The sequence below is a fragment of the Maribacter sp. TH_r10 genome (assembly GCF_033101095.1).
Lineage (GTDB): Bacteria > Bacteroidota > Bacteroidia > Flavobacteriales > Flavobacteriaceae > Maribacter_A > Maribacter_A luteus.
Window position 1 is genome coordinate 816,871 of record NZ_JAWMPY010000002.1, and the last position, 23,426, is coordinate 840,296.

Below are 23,426 nucleotides of genomic sequence, written 5' to 3' on the forward strand. Positions count from 1 at the left end.
AATTAAGGAATGTGATTAATTTAGGTTTAAACTAAGTTATAAAGGTAGATGTAATAGTTAAATAGACCATGGATTTTTCATTCAAAAGCATGGTGATTTTATCTATGTTGGGTGTTGGGTGGTATTTATCAAAATAAAATAAAGGTAAAATTCAGGTTTGTCCTACTTCCTCTAATTTACCCACAATTAAAGGTGTAAATATTAAGCAGTAAGAACTAAAGAATTGATTATCTATCCTCTTGCTTTTATAAGGGATAAATTATCTGATCATTGCAACAAATCAAATACTTTGATTCACCGATAAACATATACAAAAAAGAGGGTTAAGAGCCAATCCCATCATCAAAAGCCTTAATAGGACCGTGTTGAACATCGTAATTTGACCTACTAACAATTTCCTTGAAAGTCTACTTTTAATAGCTTTGTAAGTCAAGAATAAAAAGCATTATGAGTTCAAAAAAGACACTATTTGATAAAGTATGGGATTCCCACGTGGTAGAACATATTGAAAATGGTCCGGATGTATTGTTCATCGACCGACACATGGTTCATGAAGTTACCAGTCCCGTTGCCTTTCTAGGGTTGAAAAACAGGGGCATAAAAGTATTGCATCCTGAAAAAACGTTCGCTACAGCGGATCACAACACCCCTACGATAAACCAGCATTTACCTGTTGAAGATCCACTTTCAGCCAATCAGTTGAAAGCTTTGGAAGAAAATTCAGCGACCTACGGTATCTCCTATTGGGGATTGGGTCATGAAAAAAACGGTATTGTTCATGTTGTAGGTCCGGAATATGGAATTACACAACCAGGGGCTACCATCGTATGTGGTGACTCCCACACCTCTACCCACGGTGCTTTCGGTGCCATTGCCTTTGGTATCGGTACTTCGGAAGTTGAAATGGTTTTGGCCACCCAATGTATTATGCAGGCGAAACCAAAGAGTATGCGAATCAATGTTGAGGGATCATTGAGCAGGGGCGTTACCCCAAAAGATGTTGCCCTTTACATTATCTCACAATTGACAACTTCTGGTGCAACCGGTTATTTTGTTGAGTATGCCGGACAGGTTTTCCGTGATATGACCATGGAAGGCAGAATGACCGTCTGTAATCTTAGTATAGAAATGGGAGCACGTGGTGGAATGATCGCTCCCGATGAAAAAACCTTTGAATATGTAAAAGGACGCGAGTTCTCACCTAAAGGTGCTGCATTGGACAAGGCAATGGCCTATTGGGAAACCTTGTACACCGATGAAGGTGCTCAGTTCGATAAGGAAATCACTTTTGATGCTTCGAACATTGAACCCATGATCACCTACGGAACCAATCCGGGAATGGGTATCGGAATTTCAAATGATATTCCCAATGCCGATGCCGTTGAAGGCGGGGCAGCTACGTATCAAAAATCACTTCAATATATGAATTTCAATGAAGGCGAAAGCATGATGGGCAAACCCATAGATTTTGTTTTCCTTGGAAGTTGTACAAACGGAAGAATTGAAGATTTCAGGGCATTTACCTCATTGGTCAAAGGAAAGAAAAAAGCGGATAATGTTACCGCTTGGTTGGTTCCTGGATCACACCAAGTAGAAGCTGCCATCAAAGCGGAAGGATTGCTGGATATACTAAACGAAGCTGGATTTGAATTGCGCGAACCAGGCTGTTCTGCCTGTTTGGCCATGAACGATGATAAGGTTCCTGCCGGCAAATATGCAGTAAGTACTTCGAACCGAAATTTTGAAGGCCGTCAAGGTCCCGGTTCAAGAACATTGTTGGCTAGTCCGTTAGTGGCCGCTGCCGCTGCCGTTACCGGAAAAGTTACAGATCCTAGAGAGTTGATGGAAACTGTTTAAAGCTAAGCGCAAAACGCAGTACGCTAAGCGCTAATTATAATTGAAATGAGGGATTATCGTAAATATGATGTGTGGAAATTAGGGCATGAAATAACATTGAATATTTATAGTATTACAAAAGCTTTCCCTAAGGATGAAGAATTTGGAATTACAAGTCAAATGAGAAGATCATCTTTTTCAATTCCTTCTAACATTGCAGAAGGTTGTGGTAGGGCGTCAGATGCAGAGTTTAAACGTTTTTTAATTATTTCCAGAGGGTCAGCAGCAGAGCTAGAATATTTTATGCTTCTAGCCAAGGATTTAAAGTATATAGATGATGTATCATACACCACTTTATATGATAAAGTAAATAAAGTTAAACGTAGTATAAGTAATTTAATTCAAAAGATATAGTAGTTATAATCAACGCATCGCGATTGGCGTAATGCGCAAAGCAAAATAAATATGGCATACGATAAATTCAATATATTAACTTCTTCAGCGGTACCACTTCCCATTGAGAACGTGGATACCGATCAAATAATTCCGGCCCGTTTTTTAAAGGCCACCGAACGTAAAGGTTTTGGTGACAATCTATTTAGGGATTGGCGTTATAACCCAGACAATTCACCGAAAAAAGATTTCGTCCTTAATAATCCCATATATAGTGGTAAGATTTTGGTTGGGGGCAAGAATTTCGGTTCTGGTTCCTCTAGGGAACATGCCGCATGGGCAGTTTATGATTATGGGTTCCGTTGTGTAGTATCCAGTTTCTTTGCGGATATCTTCAGGAACAATTGTTTGAACATAGGGGTATTACCCGTTCAAGTGAGTCCGGAATTCCTGCATAAGATCTTTACGGCCATTGAAGCTGACCCCAACGCACAGTTGGAAGTTAATCTTCCCGAACAATCCATTACCATTCTTGCTACAGGTGAAAAGGAAAGCTTCGAGATCAATGATTATAAAAAAGCGAATATGTTGAACGGATTCGATGATATCGATTTCTTATTGAATATCAAGGATAAGATCAGCGAATACGCCCAAGACACCCCTCTTTAATAATTGTTTAAAAGATAAGTTCCCTATATGAGCAAACGGCGGATTGAAATAATGGACACCACTTTACGTGATGGGGAACAGACATCAGGGGTATCCTTTTCGGTTTCAGAAAAACTGACCTTGGCCAAACTACTTTTGAATGAATTAAAGGTAGATCGGATAGAGATCGCATCGGCCCGTGTTTCTGAAGGGGAATTGAAGGCCGTTCAGGAAATCACAAAATGGGCTGCGGAAAAAGAATATCTGGACCGGGTTGAAATTTTGACTTTTGTAGATGGAGGTGTTTCGTTGGCATGGATGGAAAAAGCAGGTGCCCGTGTTCAAAACTTGTTGACCAAAGGTTCTTTGAACCACCTTACCCATCAGCTTAAGAAAACACCGGAAGAACATTTTGAAGACATATCCAAGGCCATAGAACAGGCTTCCAAAAAAGGAATCAAAACCAATGTTTATTTAGAAGATTGGAGTAATGGGATGCGAAATTCCAAAAAATATGTATTTCAATATCTGGACTTTCTGACCCAACAGCCTGTTGAGCGTATATTACTTCCCGATACTTTAGGTGTATTGACCCATACCGAGACTTTTGAATTTATTTCAGAAATCGTAGAACGCTACCCGAATGCCCACTTTGATTTTCATGGGCATAATGATTATGATCTTGGTGTTGCCAACGTAATGGAAGCCTTAAAAGCAGGTTGCCATGGAATACACCTTACCGTTAACGGTATGGGGGAACGGGCAGGCAATGCACCAATGGCGAGTGTTGTGGCGGTCATCAATGATTTTCTACCTGATTTAAAGATTGCGGTTAAAGAGTCCTCTTTGTACAAAGTAAGCAAATTGGTCTCCGCCTTTACAGGTTTCGGCATTCCGGCCAACAAACCAATTGTGGGCGATAATGTATTTACCCAAACCGCAGGCATTCATGCCGATGGTGATAGTAAAAAGAACCTGTATTTTAATGACCTTTTACCTGAAAGGTTTGGTAGAAAACGCAAATATGCATTGGGTAAAACATCCGGTAAAGCGAATATCCAAAAGAATTTACAGGAATTGGGACTTAAGCTCAATGATGATGAACTGAAAAAAGTTACCCAACGAATCATTGAACTGGGAGATAAGAAAGAACGGGTCACCAAAGATGACCTCCCATATATTATTTCCGATGTATTGAACAGTGGTGATTACAATCAAAAGGTTTTTGTGAAATCATATGTCCTCACCCACGCCAAGGGTCTTAAACCATCGACCACCGTTGCGGTTGAAATCGACGGAGAATTGCATGAAGCCAACTCCCACGGAGATGGCCAGTATGATGCATTCATGAACGCCCTAAGGATCATATACAAATCTAAAAAAAGGGATTTTCCAAAACTTACTGACTATGCGGTGCGTATACCTCCCGGAAGTAATTCGGATGCCCTATGCGAAACGATTATCTCTTGGGACAATAACGGTACCGAATTCATAACACGAGGTTTGGATTCCGATCAAACGGTATCGGCCATTAAGGCAACTGAAAAGATGTTGAATATAATTTAGCCGCTTTACGCTTTTGCCGAACACCAATCGCACATTGCTGATAAAATCAAAGTTTTTGAATTAAAAATAGTTTTTTTTGATATTTAATGATAACATTGATAGAATAAGACAAATTTAAATAACCCAATATAAATTAAAGATAAAATTAGGTGATATGCGATTGGCGTACAACCTTTTTTAAAGCGAACAAAAATGAAATTAAACATAGCCCTTTTAGCAGGAGACGGTATAGGTCCTGAAGTAATCGATCAAGCCGTAAAAGTATCAAATGCGATTGCACAGAAATTCAATCACGAAATCAATTGGAAACCTGCGCTTACCGGAGCTGCCGCAATTGATGCCGTTGGTGAGCCTTATCCTGATGAAACCCATGAAGTATGTGCAAATGCCGACGCGGTATTATTCGGCGCCATTGGTCATCCCAGATTCGATAACGACCCTTCGGCTAAAGTTCGTCCGGAACAAGGTTTATTGAAAATGAGACAAAAATTAGGATTGTTCGCAAACGTTCGTCCTACTTTTACCTTCCCTTCCCTAATCGATAAATCGCCATTGAAAAGGGAACGTATCGAAGGCACCGATTTGATTATATTGAGGGAACTGACCGGAGGGATATATTTTGGTGAACGTGGACGAAAAGATAATGGTGACACCGCTTATGACACTATGACCTATCACCGTTTTGAAATACAACGTTTGGCTAAAAAAGGTTTTGAAATGGCCATGAAACGTTCCAAAAAACTTTGTTGTGTTGATAAGGCCAATGTATTGGAATCATCCCGTTTGTGGAGGGAAACCGTACAGGCCATGGAAAAAGACTATCCAGAAGTTGAAGTAACCTATGAATTTATCGATGCAGTAGCCATGCGTCTGGTACAATGGCCAAGTGCTTATGACGTGATGATCACGGCGAACTTGTTCGGTGACATTTTAACGGATGAAGCTTCAGTGATCGCAGGGTCTATGGGATTAATGCCTTCTTCCTCTGTCGGAAGCAAAGTATCTTTATACGAACCTATCCACGGATCGTACCCACAAGCAGCAGGAAAGGATATTGCCAATCCGTTGGCAACGGTATTATCGGCAGCCATGCTTTTCGAAGATATGGATCTTACCGCCGAAGCACAAGCAATCCGTGATGTGGTGAACAAATCATTGGCCGAAGGTGTTGTTACCGAAGATCTAGCGGAAGGTGGTAAAGCCTATAAAACCAGTGAAGTTGGGGATTGGTTAGCGGCCAATCTATAAGTTTACTACGATTCTATTCAAAAATAAAGCCCGATGCTTAGAGTGCATCGGGCTTCTTTGATCTTGGTTACCGAATATTCTCTTTTTCATTTTTTTTTAAAATCTATTAACGGCCATTTTTCTATACTTAAAGGCCTTATAACGTCTATAGAAAATTATCCCAAAAGCCATTAGCACCCCAAGTCCGGCCAAAACGGCCCCTACTATACCAGCATACACCACTCCATAACCTAATGCGATGGGAAGTCCCGCAAAATACGCACCGGAGGCATTCCCCATATTAAAGGCACTCTGGTTCAAGGATGAGCCCAACATCTCATTTCCTTTTGAGGTATTTATTATTGCCATTTGAATAGGTGTCGCTACGGTAAAGGAAGCTATTCCTATTAAAAACGTCATCACCAAAACCAAATACGGATTAAAAGCGAATAGCGAATTGAACAGCAAGAAAGCAACCATGATACCAAGACTTATACTTACAGCCTTAAGGGGAGCGAACCACTCTGCCATTTTAGCCCCGAGAAAATTACCCACGACCATTCCTAGTCCGGCCAAAATCATGGCATGACCAACCATATATTCGGGCCAACCGGCTACATCCGTTATAAAAGGGGCAATATAGCTGTACCAAGCAAAGAATCCACCGGTACCAATAGTTGTCAATACTATCAAAGCCCAAAGTTCCCCATTTTTAATCACCTTTTGATGATTAATGGAAGGCTCCTTTGGTTCGGATACCAATTTAGGCATCCATAGAAAGATACTGGAAACCGCCAACACACCGACTAGACCCACCATATAAAAAGACATGCTCCAATTATATTGATGCCCAATATACGTGCCAATGGGCACTCCGACTACATTGGCAAGGGTCAGTCCGGAAAACATTACCGCAATGGCCTGTGCCGATTTACCTTCTTTGGCCAATTTTCCTGCTACCACGGCACCTATTCCAAAGAAAGCACCATGGGGCAGACCGGATAAGAATCGGGCAACCAAAAGGGTATAATAACTATCTGAAAAACCCGATACGGTATTACTGATGGTAAACCACCCCATTAATAATAACAACATTTTACGTGAATCCATCTTATTGGCAAAAGAGGTCAATAAAGGAGCTCCCACGACAACCCCTAATGCATAGGCGGCTATAAAGTGCCCTGCCTGTGAAATACCTATATGGAGTCCTTTGGCAACATCAGGCAAGATACCCATGATAACGAACTCCGTTAATCCAATTCCGAAACCACCTATAGCTAGGGCGATCAAGGCCTTTTTATTGGTTATATTCTTTTTCATGCTTTTCGTTTTTTTGTTCAACGTAACATTCGTAAAAAAGCTAATCGATTTTCTTTACGAACTATTCAAACTTTATAACGCAAAATTACCTGCGTAAGTCTGTCGATAACTATACGGCCTTATCTAATTTTAACGCTATTTTACCCCAAAACGAGAATTAACATTTATTTTATGTTAATTTTCAATATTTTATGGTGAAAATAGCGCAGTACACGCTTTGTATTAATAGTAATTAGACCGTATATGGAAAACCTATAATGAACGAGGTCTTCTTTTAAAAACAGAACTTTTTGAAAATGCAAAGGATTTAAAAACGATCAGAAATTAAAATATTCATTGAGAGCGATAGGTAAAAATTACTGAAGTTTACAAGCAAAAAAGCCTTCCCTATTTCTGGGAAGGCTTTTTATATATGGTTTGCTATACTATCGAAACAGTTTCAATAGCTTATTGTAAAAACCAAGGTTATTTAAAGAATATAGTCCGTACTAATAAAGTTAGATAGTTTAGCCTCCAACAATTTCTCAACGATCTCGGTATTCAACTCATTATCCTTAAAGGCCACAAAGGTCCTGATCGAGAACGAACGCAAAGCATCATGTACACTCAAGGTCGATTGTGCGGAATCCTTTCTACCCGTAAACGGATATACATCCGGTCCACGCTGGCAAGAACTGTTCAGGTTAACACGGCATACCAGATTCACCAATGTATCTATCAACGGTGCAACGGCATAAACATCTTTACCGAATAAACTCACTTGTTGACCATAATTGCTTTCGGCCATATCGTTCAAAGGTTCATCTATATCACTAAAAGGTACAATCGGAATTATTGGTCCGAACTGCTCTTCTTGATAAACCCGCATATCCTTGGTAACAGGATATAATACAGCAGGCCAAATGTAATTATCGAAACGTTTCCCGCCTTTTTTATTCAATATTTTAGCACCTTTTGCTACGGCATCATCAATCAACTCTTGAATATAGTCCGGTTTACCAGGTTCTGGTAATGGTGTCAATTGAACTCCTGCATCCCACGGGTTTCCGAATTTCATGGCATCAACGCGCTCGGCAAATTGTGTATTGAAACCATCCGCGATATTTTCATGGGCATAAATTACCTTTAAAGCTGTACAACGTTGCCCGTTAAAGGACAAAGTACCGGCCAAACATTCATCTACCGTTAAGGAAAGATCGGCATCCGGTAGTATAATTGCAGGATTTTTCGCTTCCAAGCCCAACACCAATCGCAATCGGTTACTTTTTGGGTGTTGGTTTTGCAGTGCATTGGCAGATTTACTGTTACCGATCAAAGCAAGAACATCTACCTTACCGGTCTGCATAATAGGTGAGGCTACCGCCCTACCCCTACCGAAAAGGATATTCACCACACCTTTAGGGAAACTACTTTTAAAAGCTTCAATTAGTGGTGCAATTAATAAAACACCATGTTTTGCAGGCTTAAATATAGTCGTATTCCCCATTATGATAGCGGGAATCAAAAGGGCAAAAGTCTCATTTAATGGGTAATTATAAGGTCCCAGGCATAAAACCACCCCTAACGGCCCCCTTTTAATATGGGCATAGACGCCATCTTGTTTTTGAAACTTGGCGGCATCACGATCCATTTGTTTATAATCCTCAATAGTATCATAAATATACTCTACCGTACGATCGAATTCCTTTTGGGAATCGGGCAATGATTTTCCAATTTCCCACATTAGTAACTTAACAACCTCTTCACGCTTGGTTTTCATCTTTTCGACGAATACCTCCATACAGGCGATACGGTCCCTGACCAACATGGTAGGCCATGCACCTTGTCCCCTATTATAGGCGCCCGTTGCGGCATCCAAGGCTTCCAAAGCTTCTTTTTCGCCCATATCGGGAATACTTCCCAATAAGGTAGGCTTATATTTATCGGTACTTGATATGGTGGAATATACCTTTGATACGTTTCCTGTCCATTCCTTTAAATCGCCATTCAATAAATATGTTTTCTGGTTTAAAGGCTCGGTAATTTTATATTCAGCTGGTATTGCCATATTATTTTTTTAAAAGATTAAAATTCTATTACAAAATTATGTGTTTAACACTAAAAAACAGTCATAGAAAACCAAAGAAAGTCAAAGAATTGAGATTTGTAATAATTACCTTGATTAATGTGACACCACTATACTAAATACTGGAATAAATCGGGTTTATCATTCAGGTAACCTCCAAAAAAGTTATGGGCTTTCATACGATCGATCAAAGGTTGTAGGTCTGCGGTACTTTTCAACTCTATTCCCACGATGGCCGGTGCATTTTCCTTATTCGACTTTTTAGAATATTCAAAATGGGTAATGTCATCATCTGGGCCCAAAATATCAGCAACAAAATGCTTTAATGCCCCAGGTCGCTGTGGAAAACGAACAATAAAATAATGCTTTAACTTCCCATATAACAAAGCCCGTTCCTTTATTTCGGCCATTCGTGCAATATCATTATTGCTTCCACTTACGATGCAGACCACATTCTTCCCCTTTATTTCTTCGGCATAGTCATCCAAGGCGGCAATGGTCAATGCCCCTGCCGGTTCCACAACTATGGCATCCCTATTGTAAAGATCCAAAATGGTCTGGCAGACTTTGCCCTCTGGTATAGCACAAATATCGTGTAGATACTCCTTACAGATCGCAAAGGTCAGATCCCCGACACGTTGTACCGCGGCTCCATCAATAAATTTATCAATTTTCTCCAATCGTGTATTGGTCCCATTATCTATAGATGTCTTCATGGAAGCCGCCCCAAATGGCTCTACCCCGATAATTTTCGTATGTGGAGACAATGCATTGAAAACCCCGCACAAACCAGAAGCAAGTCCGCCCCCACCTACGGCAACGAATATGTAGTCGATAGGGGTACTTATCTGCTCCAAGAGCTCCAAACCGATCGTACCTTGACCTTCGATTACCTTTTCATCATCGAAAGGATGTACAAATGTCTTGTCATTTTCCCTACAAAAATCCAATGCGGCTTTAGATGAATCATCGAAGGTATCACCTTCCAATACGATTTCAATGGTATCTCCCCCGAACATTTTAGTCTGTTGAACCTTCTGTTTTGGGGTTACCGATGGCATATAAATGGTTCCCTTGATGCCCAAATGGTGACAAGCAAAAGCGACTCCTTGGGCATGGTTACCGGCACTTGCGCAAACCACCCCTTTAGACCTTTCTTCCTGCGTCAAGGAACTCATTTTATTATACGCCCCACGTATCTTATAAGAACGTACCCGATGAAGATCTTCCCGTTTAAGGAGAACATTAGACCGGTACTGTTTAGAAAGACGGATACTCTCGTCCAATGGGGTAACTTTCGCCACTTCACGGATAACCTCCAAGGCGGATTTTATGTCTTTTAATTGTGGAAAATATGCCATGCCCAAAGATAAAAAGTCCTATCGGGATTTGATCTAACAATAACCCCTAAAATAAAAAGACCCGTCAGATTTTGAATACCCGACAGGTCTTGCTATAATGTATTGATTATTAAACGATTGGTTTCATCGCTGTCATTGAAGCCCTTAATCTTGCCCCTACAATTTCTACAGGGTGCTCCCTAAGTGCCTTATTCACCGTAATCAATTTAGCGTTATCAACACCATTGTCTTTACCTGCGCCGTATTGTTTACCTATGACATCGGTATCTATTCCTTTCATAAAATCTGCCAATAAAGGTTTACACGCATGATCGAATAGGTAACAACCGTATTCCGCCGTATCGGAAATTACCCGGTTCATTTCGAACAATTTTTTACGTGCAATGGTATTGGCGATCAATGGGGTTTCATGTAAGGATTCATAATAAGCCGACTCACCGATAATACCGGATTCGGTCATGGATTCATATGCCAACTCTACACCGGCACGTACCATGGCCACCATTAATACGCCATTATCATAAAATTCCTGCTCACTGATTTTTACATCACCGGCCGGCGTTTTCTCAAAGGCAGTTTCCCCTGTTTCGGCCCTCCAGGTTAAAAGGTTCTTATCATCATTGGCCCAATCCTCCATCATGGTTTTGGAAAAATGACCACTCATGATATCATCCATATGCTTATGGAATAAAGGACGCATAATATCCTTTAATTCTTCTGAGAGTTCAAAAGCTTTTATTTTAGCTGGATTTGATAAACGATCCATCATATTGGTTATTCCCCCATATTTTAATCCTTCGGTAACGGTTTCCCAACCATATTGTATTAATTTGGAAGCATAACCGGCATCGATTCCTTTTTCGATCATCTTATCAAAACAAAGGATAGAACCAGTTTGCAATAATCCACAAAGTATGGTCTGCTCACCCATAAGGTCAGATTTCACTTCGGCTACGAAAGAAGATTCCAACACCCCGGCTTTATGTCCGCCAGTACCTGCAGCATAAGCTTTGGCCTGTTCCAAACCTTTACCTTCAGGATCATTGTCCGGATGTACGGCAATTAATGTAGGAACACCGAAACCTCTTTTATATTCTTCACGAACCTCAGAACCTGGACTCTTTGGTGCTACCATAATAACGGTAAGATCCTTACGGACCTGCATACCTTCTTCAACGATATTAAAACCATGGGAATAAGATAATGTGGCCCCTTTTTTCATCAAAGGCATTACCGCACTTACTACATTGGTATGTTGCTTGTCCGGAGTAAGGTTGATCACCAAATCTGCCGAGGGCACCAACTCTTCATAGGTACCAACAGTAAAACCGTTTTCGGTTGCATTGATGTAAGATTGTCTTTTTTCCTTTATGGCCGCTTCACGAAGGGTATAGGAAATATCAAGGCCCGAATCCCTCATGTTCAATCCTTGGTTGAGGCCTTGTGCCCCACAACCTACAATTACTATCTTCTTACCTTTTAAAGCAGTTACACCATCAGAAAATTCGCTGGAATCCATAAATCTACATTTCCCCAACTGGGTCAATTGATCCCTTAGTGATAGTGTATTAAAATAATTTGCCATTTTAAATTCTCGTTTTAAGCCCCGATATTTCTCGGGATTGATTATTAATCTTGATAAAAGTTTTTTAATAGTTTGCTTATCGGCATCTCTGCCTTTGACACGGCTATTCTACCTGATCGAACGAACTGCATGATCCCATAAGGTAATAATGCTTCGTGCATTTCGTCTATCTCATGTCTTCGTCCTGATTTTGCCAACACAAAAAAGTCGCGGGAAACGGTAACGATCTGTGAATTACTCTCTTTAATGATATTCTGTATTTGACGTTCATCAAAAAGAAGGTGGGAAGCCACTTTGAATAATGCCGATTCTTGATAAATGATCTCATCATCATCATGGAAAAAAGCCTTTATGACCTCAATCTGTTTTTCAATTTGTTGTACTATTTTACGTGTCCAATCCTCGGTGGTATTTACAACGATCGTGAATTTGGAAACATTCTCAATCTCCGATTTAGAAACGTTAAGACTCTCTATATTAATGTGACGTTTCAAGAAAATACCTGAAATCCTATTCAGTAATCCCACATTATTTTCAGCATAAACTGAAATCGTAAACCATTCTTTTTTCATAATAAAAGTAACACTAAGTCTGTTCGAACGCAGTCGAGAACAAAATATTCAGTAAACCAAGACCTCCCGACTGCGCTCGAGGGGACATTTTCCATATTGTTTGATCGTATGATCGATCATTATAAATCCGTGGTAACTCAAAAACCTTGGAAATGTATATCTATTTCAATCTAATATCCGATACAGATGCCCCTGAAGGTATCATTGGGAATACGTTATCTTCTTTCTCTACCCTTACTTCCAAGAAGTAAGCATCTCTCGAGGCCAACATTTCGGCAATAGTAGCTTTTAGATCTTTTCTATCTGTTATTTTTTTAGCGGTAATATCATAACCTTCTGCAATCTTCACGAAATTCGGATTGCTCATAACCGTTGAGGCATATCTACTTTCAAAGAACAGTTCTTGCCATTGGCGTACCATTCCCAAATGCTCATTATTCAAAACCACGATTTTCACCGGGGTTTTATTCTGGAATATAGTTCCCAATTCTTGAATGGTCATTTGATACCCACCATCACCGATTATGGCAACGACTTCCCGATCCATTGCGCCCATTTTGGCACCAATGGCAGCCGGCAATGCAAATCCCATGGTTCCTAGTCCACCGGATGTAATATTACTTTTGGATTGTTTGAACTTTGAATATCTACAAGCAATCATTTGATGTTGCCCAACATCGCTCACGATAACGGCCTTATGACCCGAAGCGGTATTTATTTCATTGATTACTTCGGCCATGGTCATCCCTTCTTTGGTAGGGTGTAATTCGTCCTTAATGACCGCATCGAATTCTATTTTATATCTTTTCTTGAACTCATTATGCCAAGCCTCATGCTTGTTTTCTTTTATTTTGGGCAATATCATTCCCAATGTTTCCTTTGAATTACCCAATACCGCCACATCGGCTGTTACATTTTTATTGATTTCTGCAGGGTCTATTTCAAAATGTATGACCTTGGCCTGCTTTGCATAAGTATCCAAATTACCTGTGACCCTATCGTCAAAACGCATACCAATGGCAATAAGCACATCGCATTCATTGGTCAACATATTCGGCGCATAATTACCATGCATCCCTACCATTCCCACATTCAATGGGTGGTCGGAGTCCAAAGCGGAAAGTCCCAAAATGGTCCAAGCTGCGGGAATTCCTGATTTTTCTATCAATTCCTTCAATTCATCTTCAGCCTGACCCAAAATAACACCTTGGCCGAATACGATCATAGGTTTTTTGGCCTCATTAATCAATTTGGCCGCAGCATCTATTGCTTCTGTATTTGGTTTTGGTACGGGATTATAACTTCGGATACCGGTGCAATGCTCATAACTGAAATCCAATTGATCGAACTGGGCATTTTTTGTGATATCGACAAGAACAGGTCCTGGACGACCGGATCTGGCGATATAAAAAGCCTTGGCCAAAATCTCCGGAATTTCCTCCGCTTTGGTAATCTGGTAATTCCATTTGGTCACCGGAGTCGAAATACCGATGATATCGGTTTCCTGAAATGCATCAGAACCCAATAAATGTCTCGTTACCTGCCCTGTTATACATACCATTGGAGTTGAGTCTATCTGGGCATCTGCCAAGCCTGTAACCAAATTCGTTGCTCCCGGTCCTGAAGTTGCCATGGCAACCCCAACCCTACCCGTTACGCGTGCAAAACCTTGGGCCGCATGGGTCGCCCCTTGTTCATGACGGGTAAGAATATGGGTCAATTTATCCTGAAACTTATAAAGTTCGTCATAGACCGGCATAATAGCCCCACCTGGGTATCCATAAAGTATATCTACACCTTCTGCCAATAAACAATGTATAATCGCCTCTGCACCACTTACCTTCATCGCCGTGGTTTTTTTGGCATCTTTATTCTTTTCTTTCAAAGTCTCCATAATTATTTATACTTATTGGGGTATTTAAAAGTATCTCCCCTTTATGCCCCAATGGGGTAAATTTCGATTATAACATCCTAGAATTCATCGGTAACACAACCTTGGGCTGCCGATGAGACCGAACGGGCATATTTATACAATACCCCTTTTTTGAATTTTAATTCTGGCTCAACCCACTCTGATTTACGTTTTGCAAGCTCTTCTTCCGAAACTTCCACATTTATCGAATTGGTTTCCGCATCAATGACGATCGTATCCCCATCTTTAACTAAGGCGATTACACCACCCTCTTGAGCTTCGGGAGAAATATGGCCGACAACGAAGCCATGGGTACCTCCGGAAAAACGACCGTCTGTAATCAAGGCTACGTCTTTACCTAAGCCTGCGCCCATTATGGCCGCTGTAGGTTTTAGCATTTCCGGCATTCCAGGCCCCCCTTTAGGACCTTCATAACGAATCACGACCACGTCCCCTTTTTTAACAAGTCCGTTACGTATACCGTCATTGGCATCGTACTCACTGTTGAAAACTTTGGCCACACCTTTAAAAATGAGTCCTTCTTTACCGGTTATTTTTGCTACGGAACCATTTTTTGCAAGGTTACCATAAAGCATGCGTAAATGCCCTGTAGCTTTAATGGGTTTGTCCAAAGGCATGATAACATCCTGTCCTTCTTCTAAATCCGGTACATTTTCCAAGTTCTCTGCCAATGTTTTACCAGTGACGGTCAAACAATCACCATGTAAAAGTCCGTTCTTCAATAAATATTTCAATACGGCTGGAATTCCGCCAACACGGTGAACATCTTCCATTAAATATTTACCGCTAGGCTTTAGATCTGCAATGAAAGGGGTCGTGTCACTGATATGTTGGAAATCCTGTAAGGTAAAATCGATATCAGCAGCCCTTGCTATGGCCAAGAAATGTAAAACCGCATTGGTTGACCCTCCCATAATAGTAACTAAGCGAATGGCATTTTCCAATGATTTTCTTGTTACAATATCCAATGGTTTAATGTCCTTCTCAATAAGAACCCGCATTTGCTTACCAGCCTCTACACACTCCTTCTCTTTTAGATAATTATCTGCAGGATTGGAAGAATTATAAGGTAATGACATTCCAAGAGCCTCAATGGCAGAAGCCATCGTATTGGCCGTATACATACCTCCACAAGCACCTGCTCCAGGAATCGATTTTTTTATAATGCTTTTGAATTCGTCTTCTTCCATAGTTCCGGCAACCTTCTCTCCCCAAGCCTCAAACGCTGAAACGATATCAAGTTTTCTATCATTATGACATCCTGATGCAATAGTACCGCCATAAACCAAAATAGAAGGTCTATTCAATCTAATCATCGCCATAAGGGCTCCTGGCATGTTCTTGTCGCAACCTACAACCGTTACCAAGGCATCATATGACATTCCCTGAACTACGGTCTCCATAGAATCCGCGATTATATCCCTTGAGGGTAATGAGAAACGCATTCCTGGGGTTCCCATTGAAATACCATCACTTACCCCGATAGTATTGAAGATCAGTCCAACTGTTTCCTTTGAATTAACCCCTTCTTTCACCAATTTGGCAAGGTCGTTCAAATGCATGTTACACGGATTCCCCTCGTAACCCGTACTAGCTATACCGACCAAAGGCTTATTAAAATCCTCATCTTTAAAACCAATACCGTACAACATGGCCTGAGCAGCTGGTTGTGTTGGGTCTTGGGTTACATTCTTACTATATTTATTCAATTCCATCTAGTATACTGTATTGTATATTTATGCTATTATATGTTTTTTAACAATCAAATATAATTCAATAATAAAAGGTAATTTTTTAACTCGGTTTCCTGCTCTAAATCCAATACTTGTATAATTTATATATATACCTGTATATCAATTATTTAAATAGTCTTTTTATACCATATTCAATACTTTTAATATCCTTGGGAAATTACTTGGGAAACATAAAAAAAAGAAAGTTATCAACCTTAGAAAGGATGAATAAGTGACTATTGATGTAAAAATACATCAGTAAACCAAACATGAACACCCCTAGGTTTTTGGAAAACGAAAGGTCATGGTTTTATTTGTTACATTTGGTTTCATTTCGAATTTATGGAAGTACAAAAAACCCAAATCGAGTTCTTTAATTCCCAAGAAACCAAAAGTGTGGCTTTTCGGAAAAAGGCCCTTAAGCGTTTACAGAAAGAAATTGAGGCTAAAGAGGAAGCTATATGTGATGCCTTATATGCCGACTTTAAAAAACCCAGGTTCGAAACCTTGGCCGCTGAGACCCAATTTGTTCTGGCCGAATTGAAATTAGCCATAAAGAACATTGAATTATGGACCCGTCCAGAACGAAAGTCAAGCACCCTTTTGAATTGGCCCTCATCAGACTGGATCTATAAAGAGCCCTATGGTTCGGTGCTGATCATAGCTCCATGGAACTATCCTTTTCAATTGGTATTCGCACCCCTCATCGGAGCTATCGCTGCAGGGAATACCGTCGTGGTAAAACCCTCTGAAGCAACACCGAACACCTCAAAAATAGTTGATGAAATCATAACTGCCGTGTTCCTACCTGAACATGTATCGGTAGTCGAAGGTGGCGTAGAAGTATCCCAGCAGTTATTGGCCCAAAAATGGGATTATATATTCTTTACCGGGAGTACCCGGGTAGGTAAGATAGTTTATGAGAGTGCGGCAAAACACCTAACACCCGTTACGCTGGAGTTAGGTGGAAAAAATCCAACCATAGTAGACCAAACCGCTTCCTTAAGTTTGGCAGCTAAAAGAATCGTTTGGGGTAAATTTTTAAACGCAGGGCAAACCTGTATTGCCCCTGATTATATTTTAGTTCATAATAGTGTCAAGAACAAACTTATAGAAGCCCTAAAGGAAAGCATCATAAAATGTTATGGAAACCCTATTGAAGACTCTCCAGATTATGCTCGTCTTGTCAATGCAAAACACTATGCCGGATTAAAAGACATGCTACAAGGGGAGACCATTCTCTTTGGAGGGGAAACCAATGACAGTGACAACTATCTTTCCCCAACTTTGGTAGACGAACCTAAAATGGACAGTGCACTAATGAAAGGTGAGATCTTTGGACCAATTCTCCCGATTATTGCCTTTGATAATCTAAAAGATATCGACAAGTATATTTCCCATTATGGCAAACCCTTGGCCACGTACTTATTTTCAACGGATAAGAAATTCCAACAAAAAATCATTTCCGAATACAGTTTCGGAGGTGGTGCCATAAACGATACGGTCATACAGATTACCAATAAAAAACTTCCGTTCGGTGGTGTTGGCCCTAGTGGTATCGGTTCTTACCATGGTAAAACATCATTTGACCTATTTTCGCATCAAAAAGCCATCATCAAAAAACCCAATTGGTTGGATGTACCGTTGCGTTATCCCCCATACAACCTTCCTTTAAAATTCATAAAAAAAGTAAAACATCTTTTTTAAGCACCATGGAAAAAACAGTCACAGAGGCGATAGCATATCGCCGATCGGTTCGTATTTATAAAGAGGATATTGAGTTGAATGATGAAATAGTACGCAAATGCCTACTGAATGCTTCCCTTGCCCCAACCAGTAGTAATATGCAATTATGGGAATTCTACCATGTAACGGATAAAACAAAGCTTAAAGCCCTATCAAAAGCATGTTTTGACCAACCTGCCGCAAAGACAGCAAAGCAATTGGTCGTGGTGGTGACCCGAAAAGACCTTTGGCGTAAAAGAAGTAAAGCAAATCTTGATTTTCTTAAAAAGGGATTTGAAAAAACAACGGATAAAAAGGATTCGACTAGGGAAAAATTCGTTTTGAATTATTACAAGAAACTGATTCCTACATTATATACGGAGTTCTTGGGTATTATAGGGGCCTTGCGTTTTATCTTTTTTCAGATTGTAGGACTTTTTAGACCCATATATAGACAGGTTCGTAAATCCGATATGCGTATCGTAGCTCACAAAAGTGCAGCATTGGCTGCTCAGAATTTCATGATCTCAATGTCCGCAGTGGGTTATGATACCTGCCCAATGGAAGGTAGCGACACCTTACGAATAAAAAGGATTTTAGACCTACCTCGGGGAGCAGAGATCAACATGGTCATTGCTTGTGGTGTTCGTGATGACAAAGGAGTGTACGGACCACGATTCAGAATACCATTCGAAGAAGTATACCATAAGGTCTAGGCTAATTCAAAAGTATTGACCTACCCTAACTTAAATGAAATCGCATCACCAAATTTCTTTTGTGCCAATATGGATATGGCCTTGTCTTTCAACTGTAGAATCCTCGGATACCCTCCTGTTGTTTGACCGTCTTTCATTAAGATGATCAATTTTCCCGAGGGGGTTAATTGCACGGTACCCGGCATGGTAGCGGAAGTCAACATAGACCAATCGTGCTCCTTTATCTTTTCGTTGAATTGATACCCCATTCTGTTGTATTCTTTGGCAACAGTAAATGAATTTATAAAAAGTTGCTCTAACTGCATATCATCCAACAACTTGAATTCCGGACCTTTTGAAACCATCAAAACAGTTTCATCTAGAAAGGAATTGGATTTCAATTCGGAAATCTTTGGTTCAAAATCCAAACATTCTTCATAAGGCAATTCGGTATTCTCTTTTATAAAACCTTTTTTGGTTATCGGAAAATATTGTGATCTGCTACCTAAGACGACTTTAGATTGAAAACCACCTTTCAAGGCCAGATATCCTCTAAACCCCTTAAGTAATTTACCATAGGAAAGTATGTCACCCGCTTTTACCTTATGTACTTTGTTGTTCGATAAAGGTTCGTTGTTCAACGTTACTGAAAATTCAGCCCCTGCCATAACGATATATGTGGCCTTCTCAAATAACAAAGTTGGCCCTGTCATTGTAATTTCCAAAACAGCGGCATTGGTTTCATTCTCCAATAAAATATTGGCATTTCTGACAACATCCAGGTCCATTATACCGGAAACCGGTACGCCTTTATCCCTATAGCCAAAACGCCCTTCATCTTGAAGGGTGGTATATAAACCGGATTTCAATACTTTAAGCATCCAACTTTACTTTTTCAAATTGGTAAATTCCTACTTCTCCTTGTATTTTGTGTAAATCGTATTCTGCCCTGGAAATAGGATAAAACTGAATTTTATCGCCTACATTCACAAAACATGGTTCCTCCCTTTCCGCATCAAAAATAGGTACGGAACAATTTCCTATAATATTCCAACCTCCAGGCGATTCTTGGGGATATATACCGGTTTGTTTGCCAGCAAGTCCGACTGAGCCTTTATCCACTTTCTGCCTTGGCTCCGAACGCCTAGGAACCTCTAACTCCTTTGGCAAACCTCCTAAATACATAAATCCGGGTAAAAAGCCGATACCATAAACCGTAAATATACTTGAGGTATGCAATGCTATTACATTTTCTACCGTTATACCCAATTTCTTGGCCACATCCTCAATATCGATGGCAAAATCCGAATCATAACAAACGGGTAACCTCCATAAAAAAACATCCCTTTTTTTAACCGTTTCCCTGTCTTTGTACCAAGTTTTCAATTCTTTTTTGAAACCCTGATAATCGATTATCCTATTTTTATCTATTAGGGTAAGGGAATTGTATGCAGGGACCATTTCCCACTCTTCCTGGTCTAAACGGTTTTTCTTTAAATAAGACTTAAATTGGATGATATCCTCTAAAATGGCCTCATCTACCTCGTTGGGCCATTCTACCAAAACGGCATGCTCACCAAAGGATCGAATGGAAATCTTATAATCTTTCACTTTTTAATATAGATTTGTTGCTTGGGCAATTCGTTCGAAAGATACATTAAAATTTGAAACGCATTGGGGGTGTCACCATGTAAACAATAGGTGTCGGCGTTCATAGCACATTCTACGCCATTCAAAGTAACAACCATTCCCTGCTTTACCATACGGGCCAAATGATTTAAAACTGCCTTGGGTTCGTTAATAACCGCATTGGGCAATTTCCTGGAAACCAAACTCAAATCCTCATTATAATTTCTATCGGCAAAGGCTTCAAATTTTACGGAAAAACCCCTATCCCGCGCTAGTTTGGCAATCACGGAATTTGGGGGAACATACAGGTGAACAGAAGGTTTATAGGCTTTAATTGCAGATAAATAATTCTCGGCAAGTGATTCGTCCTTAGCCAAATCGTTATAAAGGGCCCCATGGGCCTTAATATGATGTAATGTAACTTGCTCATGGTCCAAAATAGATTGTAACCCTTTGATTTGATTTTGGATACTTAAACTTAGTCTGTCCGAATCAATGGCCATAGTTGACCTTCCAAAATTTTCGGTATCGGGATAGGAAGGGTGCGCACCAACGAGGACCTTGTGCTCCTTGGCCAAAATAACCGTTCGGGTCATTGTTTCTTTGTCCCCAGCATGTCCGCCACAGGCAATATTACAGGAGGAAATCAATGGAAGAATGGCTTCTTCATTACCTATACCCTCCCCCACATCACAATTGATATCGATATTGAACTTTTCCATTTATAGAAAACCGAGAACTTTAATTATACTTTTTATTCCCAATACCAAAGAGAGTAGAACAATTATAAAACCCAAAATATTCTGCATTTTGGTATTTCCGTATTCTCCCATGAGCTTGGGTTTATTCACCATCCAAAGAAGAAAAACCGCTATTACGGGAAGTAATACTCCATTTGCCACTTGGGCAAATTTGATGATTTCTATTGGTGTGATTCCAAAAGAAAGGAAAAACACGCCCAATCCTAGAATAAGCATCCATACAACCCTGAATCTTGAATCTTTCAATCCGGCATTCCATCCAAAACAACTATTGGCAACATATGCTGCTGCCAAAGGGGCTGTTATAGAGGAGGTAATCCCAGCTGCGAACAATCCTATTCCCATAAAATACTGGGCACTATCACCATATAAAGGCTCCAGACCTTTAGCCAAATGCATTACATTGGCCAATTCCTCACCGGGAATGGCGGCAGCAGCTATAACAATGGACATGGAGACCAAACCTCCTAAAGCAATAGCGACCACTGTATCTTTTTTTGCCAATGGAAGGTCACTTTTTTTCTTCCATTTCTCACTCACCAAGGAAGCATGTAAAAATAGATTATAGGGAACGACCGTAGTACCTACCAAAGCAATAATGGTCAACAGGCTATCCTTGGGCACCTTGGGAATAAACGCCCCTTTTAGAATTTCTAAAATATCCGGTTTCGTAATTATCGCGGTCAACAAGAAGGAAATACTCATGACCAATACCAAGCCTACGAAAACCTTTTCCAAAGTTTTATAACTACCAAGATATAATAACCCAAAGGCAAGAAGACCAATGATAAAAGGGTAATAGAAATTATATTGTTCTCCGAAGAGTGCATTCATACCCAAAGTAGCCCCACCGATATTACCGGCTTCATAAGCCGCATTGCCAATTACTATGGCAGCCAACACAATACCAATGACCAATATACGGATCCACGGTGTTGTCAATTCACTCTTAATCGCATCAGCCAAACCTTTTTGGGTAATGATGCCTAATCTAGCAGACATTTCCTGTAACACGGCAGTAGCGATAATTGATAACAATAAAGCCCATAAAAGACCAAAACCGAAACTCATCCCTGCCAAGGTACAGGCGGTTACCGTACCTGGCCCGATAAAAGCAGCGGCAATGAGTACTCCTGGACCTATTTTCTTGAACATTTTACTCTGAATGATTTAATGCATATAAAGCAAAAGTCCCCAACCAATGGGTACCTTCATAATTGTCATCTACGATACTGGGTAAGGAATAACTTAGGTGTTTATCGGCAATCGGTATTAAATAGGAATATTCGGGTAGGGTTTTCGCTATACCATATAAACACCATGCCCTACTAAAATTAAGTCCATCTATATGAACGAGTTTACCGTCGGTCCTATCCGATACTTCACCTGTCTCCAATACAAAGGAAGGTTTGGTCAATTGAGGTAAAAAATTCTTTATCCAATGTTTGAATTCTTTTGGTGTCAATACCTTGCGCACTACATCAGCCTCTTGTAGACATGGTGATAAAAAATCGAAACCACTTGGTTCCCATTCGAGCGGACATCCTATATCTTTAATATAAAATCGGGTCACACTTCGTTTAATGACTTCCTGCAGTTGTTCATTATTCACCGTTTTGGCATAATCCCAGGCCAATGACATTCCAAAAGCCGTGTTACTATGTTCCCCTACGCGTATGGGATAATTTAATTTGGGAAGAAAATCTATATATCCTTTTACGATAATATCAACTAAAGGTTGCAGATTCCCAGATAAATCTTTCGCCATTGGATCATCCCAAGTTTGAAGTTCTTCAGCGAGTTTCAACAACCACGCCCAACCATACGTTCTTTCATAATTGGTATTGCCCTTCATACCGAAATAATTTATCTCGGATTCAATATTCTCCTTTGATAGATTTTCCGCAAGTTTGGTACGTATGATCTCGGCTTCGTTTAAATCGGGAAATTGCTTTAATAGAGAAACCAATGACCAATGTCCGTGCACTGAGGAATGCCAATCGAAGCAACCATAGAATGCCGGATGTAAAGTTTTAGGGTTTTTAAGATGGGTCGAATCGTTTAATGTTTGCCCCAGTCTATTGGGATATTCAACCTGCATACATGCCAAAGGCAAACTGGCCAATCTATTGGCTTCGACTAAATTCAATTCTGGTCTAACTGCTTCTTTTGCATTGGAATTTTTGGGTTGTACCCCTTCTTTACAACCAAAGGTCATTAAAACAAAAAACAATATTACACTGACCTTTTTACATAAATACTTCATAATCCGTGGTTTGGTATAACTGCTAAATTACACATTATGGAATAAAAAAAAAGACAATTTTAGATAGAAAGGATCCATGTTGCAAAACCGGCGTTTCACAACACTTTTAAC

The 23,426-nt window shown here is 40.1% G+C and carries 19 protein-coding genes; 7 read left to right on the forward strand and 12 right to left on the reverse strand.

Annotated features, from left to right (window positions below; genetic code table 11):
- Positions 1-447 precede the first annotated feature (447 nt).
- The 5 genes from leuC to leuB all read left to right on the forward strand — a co-directional run bounded on the left by leuC (position 448) and on the right by leuB (position 5,691).
- Positions 448-1,857, forward strand: a complete 1,410-nt coding sequence (gene leuC, locus R3X28_RS08910) for a 3-isopropylmalate dehydratase large subunit (RefSeq protein WP_154367157.1) — start codon at positions 448-450, stop codon at positions 1,855-1,857.
- Between the two features lie 45 nt (positions 1,858-1,902).
- Positions 1,903-2,250, forward strand: coding sequence for a four helix bundle protein (locus R3X28_RS08915; RefSeq protein WP_154367155.1), 348 nt, complete (start codon positions 1,903-1,905; stop codon positions 2,248-2,250).
- 51 nt (positions 2,251-2,301) lie between these two features.
- Positions 2,302-2,898 (forward strand): 3-isopropylmalate dehydratase small subunit, encoded by a 597-nt coding sequence (gene leuD, locus R3X28_RS08920; protein WP_282055642.1) that lies wholly within the window; start codon positions 2,302-2,304, stop codon positions 2,896-2,898.
- Between the two features lie 27 nt (positions 2,899-2,925).
- A complete protein-coding gene (locus R3X28_RS08925; RefSeq protein ID WP_282055643.1) occupies positions 2,926-4,443 on the forward strand; it encodes an alpha-isopropylmalate synthase regulatory domain-containing protein in 1,518 nt (505 codons plus the stop codon).
- Between the two features lie 192 nt (positions 4,444-4,635).
- Positions 4,636-5,691: a 3-isopropylmalate dehydrogenase gene (gene leuB / locus R3X28_RS08930; RefSeq protein ID WP_317664009.1), complete on the forward strand. Its 1,056-nt coding sequence runs from the start codon at positions 4,636-4,638 to the stop codon at positions 5,689-5,691.
- Between the two features lie 96 nt (positions 5,692-5,787).
- Here leuB and R3X28_RS08935 read toward each other — a convergent pair whose 3' ends face one another.
- The 7 genes from R3X28_RS08935 to ilvD all read right to left on the reverse strand — a co-directional run bounded on the left by R3X28_RS08935 (position 5,788) and on the right by ilvD (position 16,221).
- Positions 5,788-6,990, reverse strand: a complete 1,203-nt coding sequence (locus R3X28_RS08935) for an MFS transporter (protein ID WP_411556601.1) — start codon at positions 6,988-6,990, stop codon at positions 5,788-5,790.
- Between the two features lie 469 nt (positions 6,991-7,459).
- Positions 7,460-9,037 (reverse strand): NADP-dependent glyceraldehyde-3-phosphate dehydrogenase, encoded by a 1,578-nt coding sequence (locus R3X28_RS08940; protein WP_154367146.1) that lies wholly within the window; start codon positions 9,035-9,037, stop codon positions 7,460-7,462.
- A 128-nt stretch (positions 9,038-9,165) separates the two neighbouring features.
- Complete coding sequence (gene ilvA, locus R3X28_RS08945) at positions 9,166-10,416, reverse strand: threonine ammonia-lyase IlvA (protein ID WP_317664011.1); 1,251 nt, start codon at positions 10,414-10,416, stop codon at positions 9,166-9,168.
- A 109-nt stretch (positions 10,417-10,525) separates the two neighbouring features.
- A complete protein-coding gene (gene ilvC, locus R3X28_RS08950; RefSeq protein WP_154367142.1) occupies positions 10,526-12,001 on the reverse strand; it encodes a ketol-acid reductoisomerase in 1,476 nt (491 codons plus the stop codon).
- Positions 12,002-12,045: 44 nt separating this feature from the next.
- Positions 12,046-12,573 carry an acetolactate synthase small subunit gene (ilvN, locus tag R3X28_RS08955; RefSeq protein WP_154367140.1) on the reverse strand — a complete coding sequence of 176 codons (528 nt, stop codon included), beginning with the start codon at positions 12,571-12,573 and terminating at the stop codon, positions 12,046-12,048.
- Positions 12,574-12,733: 160 nt separating this feature from the next.
- A complete protein-coding gene (ilvB, locus tag R3X28_RS08960; RefSeq protein ID WP_317664012.1) occupies positions 12,734-14,467 on the reverse strand; it encodes a biosynthetic-type acetolactate synthase large subunit in 1,734 nt (577 codons plus the stop codon).
- Between the two features lie 77 nt (positions 14,468-14,544).
- Positions 14,545-16,221, reverse strand: coding sequence for a dihydroxy-acid dehydratase (gene ilvD, locus R3X28_RS08965; RefSeq protein WP_154367136.1), 1,677 nt, complete (start codon positions 16,219-16,221; stop codon positions 14,545-14,547).
- A gap of 360 nt (positions 16,222-16,581) precedes the next feature.
- Between ilvD and R3X28_RS08970 the strand changes: the two genes are divergently transcribed.
- Positions 16,582-17,946: an aldehyde dehydrogenase gene (locus R3X28_RS08970; RefSeq protein ID WP_317664013.1), complete on the forward strand. Its 1,365-nt coding sequence runs from the start codon at positions 16,582-16,584 to the stop codon at positions 17,944-17,946.
- A gap of 5 nt (positions 17,947-17,951) precedes the next feature.
- Positions 17,952-18,680: a nitroreductase family protein gene (locus R3X28_RS08975; RefSeq protein WP_317664014.1), complete on the forward strand. Its 729-nt coding sequence runs from the start codon at positions 17,952-17,954 to the stop codon at positions 18,678-18,680.
- Positions 18,681-18,700: 20 nt separating this feature from the next.
- On the opposite strand, the gene R3X28_RS08980 is transcribed toward R3X28_RS08975, so the two are convergent.
- From R3X28_RS08980 to R3X28_RS09000, 5 genes are read right to left on the reverse strand one after another with little or no spacing between them, the layout of a single operon-like run.
- Entirely contained in the window at positions 18,701-19,540 is an 840-nt protein-coding gene (locus R3X28_RS08980; RefSeq protein WP_154367130.1) for a biotin-dependent carboxyltransferase family protein, read from the reverse strand.
- On the reverse strand, positions 19,533-20,270 hold the full coding sequence (gene pxpB, locus R3X28_RS08985; RefSeq protein WP_317664015.1) for a 5-oxoprolinase subunit PxpB: 738 nt from the start codon (positions 20,268-20,270) through the stop codon (positions 19,533-19,535). Before pxpB ends, R3X28_RS08980 begins: the two co-directional genes overlap by 8 nt.
- The gene (gene pxpA / locus R3X28_RS08990; protein ID WP_317664016.1) at positions 20,267-21,010 is read right to left on the reverse strand and encodes a 5-oxoprolinase subunit PxpA; all 744 of its coding nucleotides are present in this window, start codon (positions 21,008-21,010) and stop codon (positions 20,267-20,269) included. Before pxpA ends, pxpB begins: the two co-directional genes overlap by 4 nt.
- Positions 21,011-22,204 carry an Nramp family divalent metal transporter gene (locus R3X28_RS08995; RefSeq protein ID WP_317664017.1) on the reverse strand — a complete coding sequence of 398 codons (1,194 nt, stop codon included), beginning with the start codon at positions 22,202-22,204 and terminating at the stop codon, positions 21,011-21,013.
- A 1-nt stretch (position 22,205) separates the two neighbouring features.
- Complete coding sequence (locus R3X28_RS09000; protein ID WP_282055656.1) at positions 22,206-23,315, reverse strand: DUF2891 domain-containing protein; 1,110 nt, start codon at positions 23,313-23,315, stop codon at positions 22,206-22,208.
- Positions 23,316-23,426: the final 111 nt, after the last annotated feature.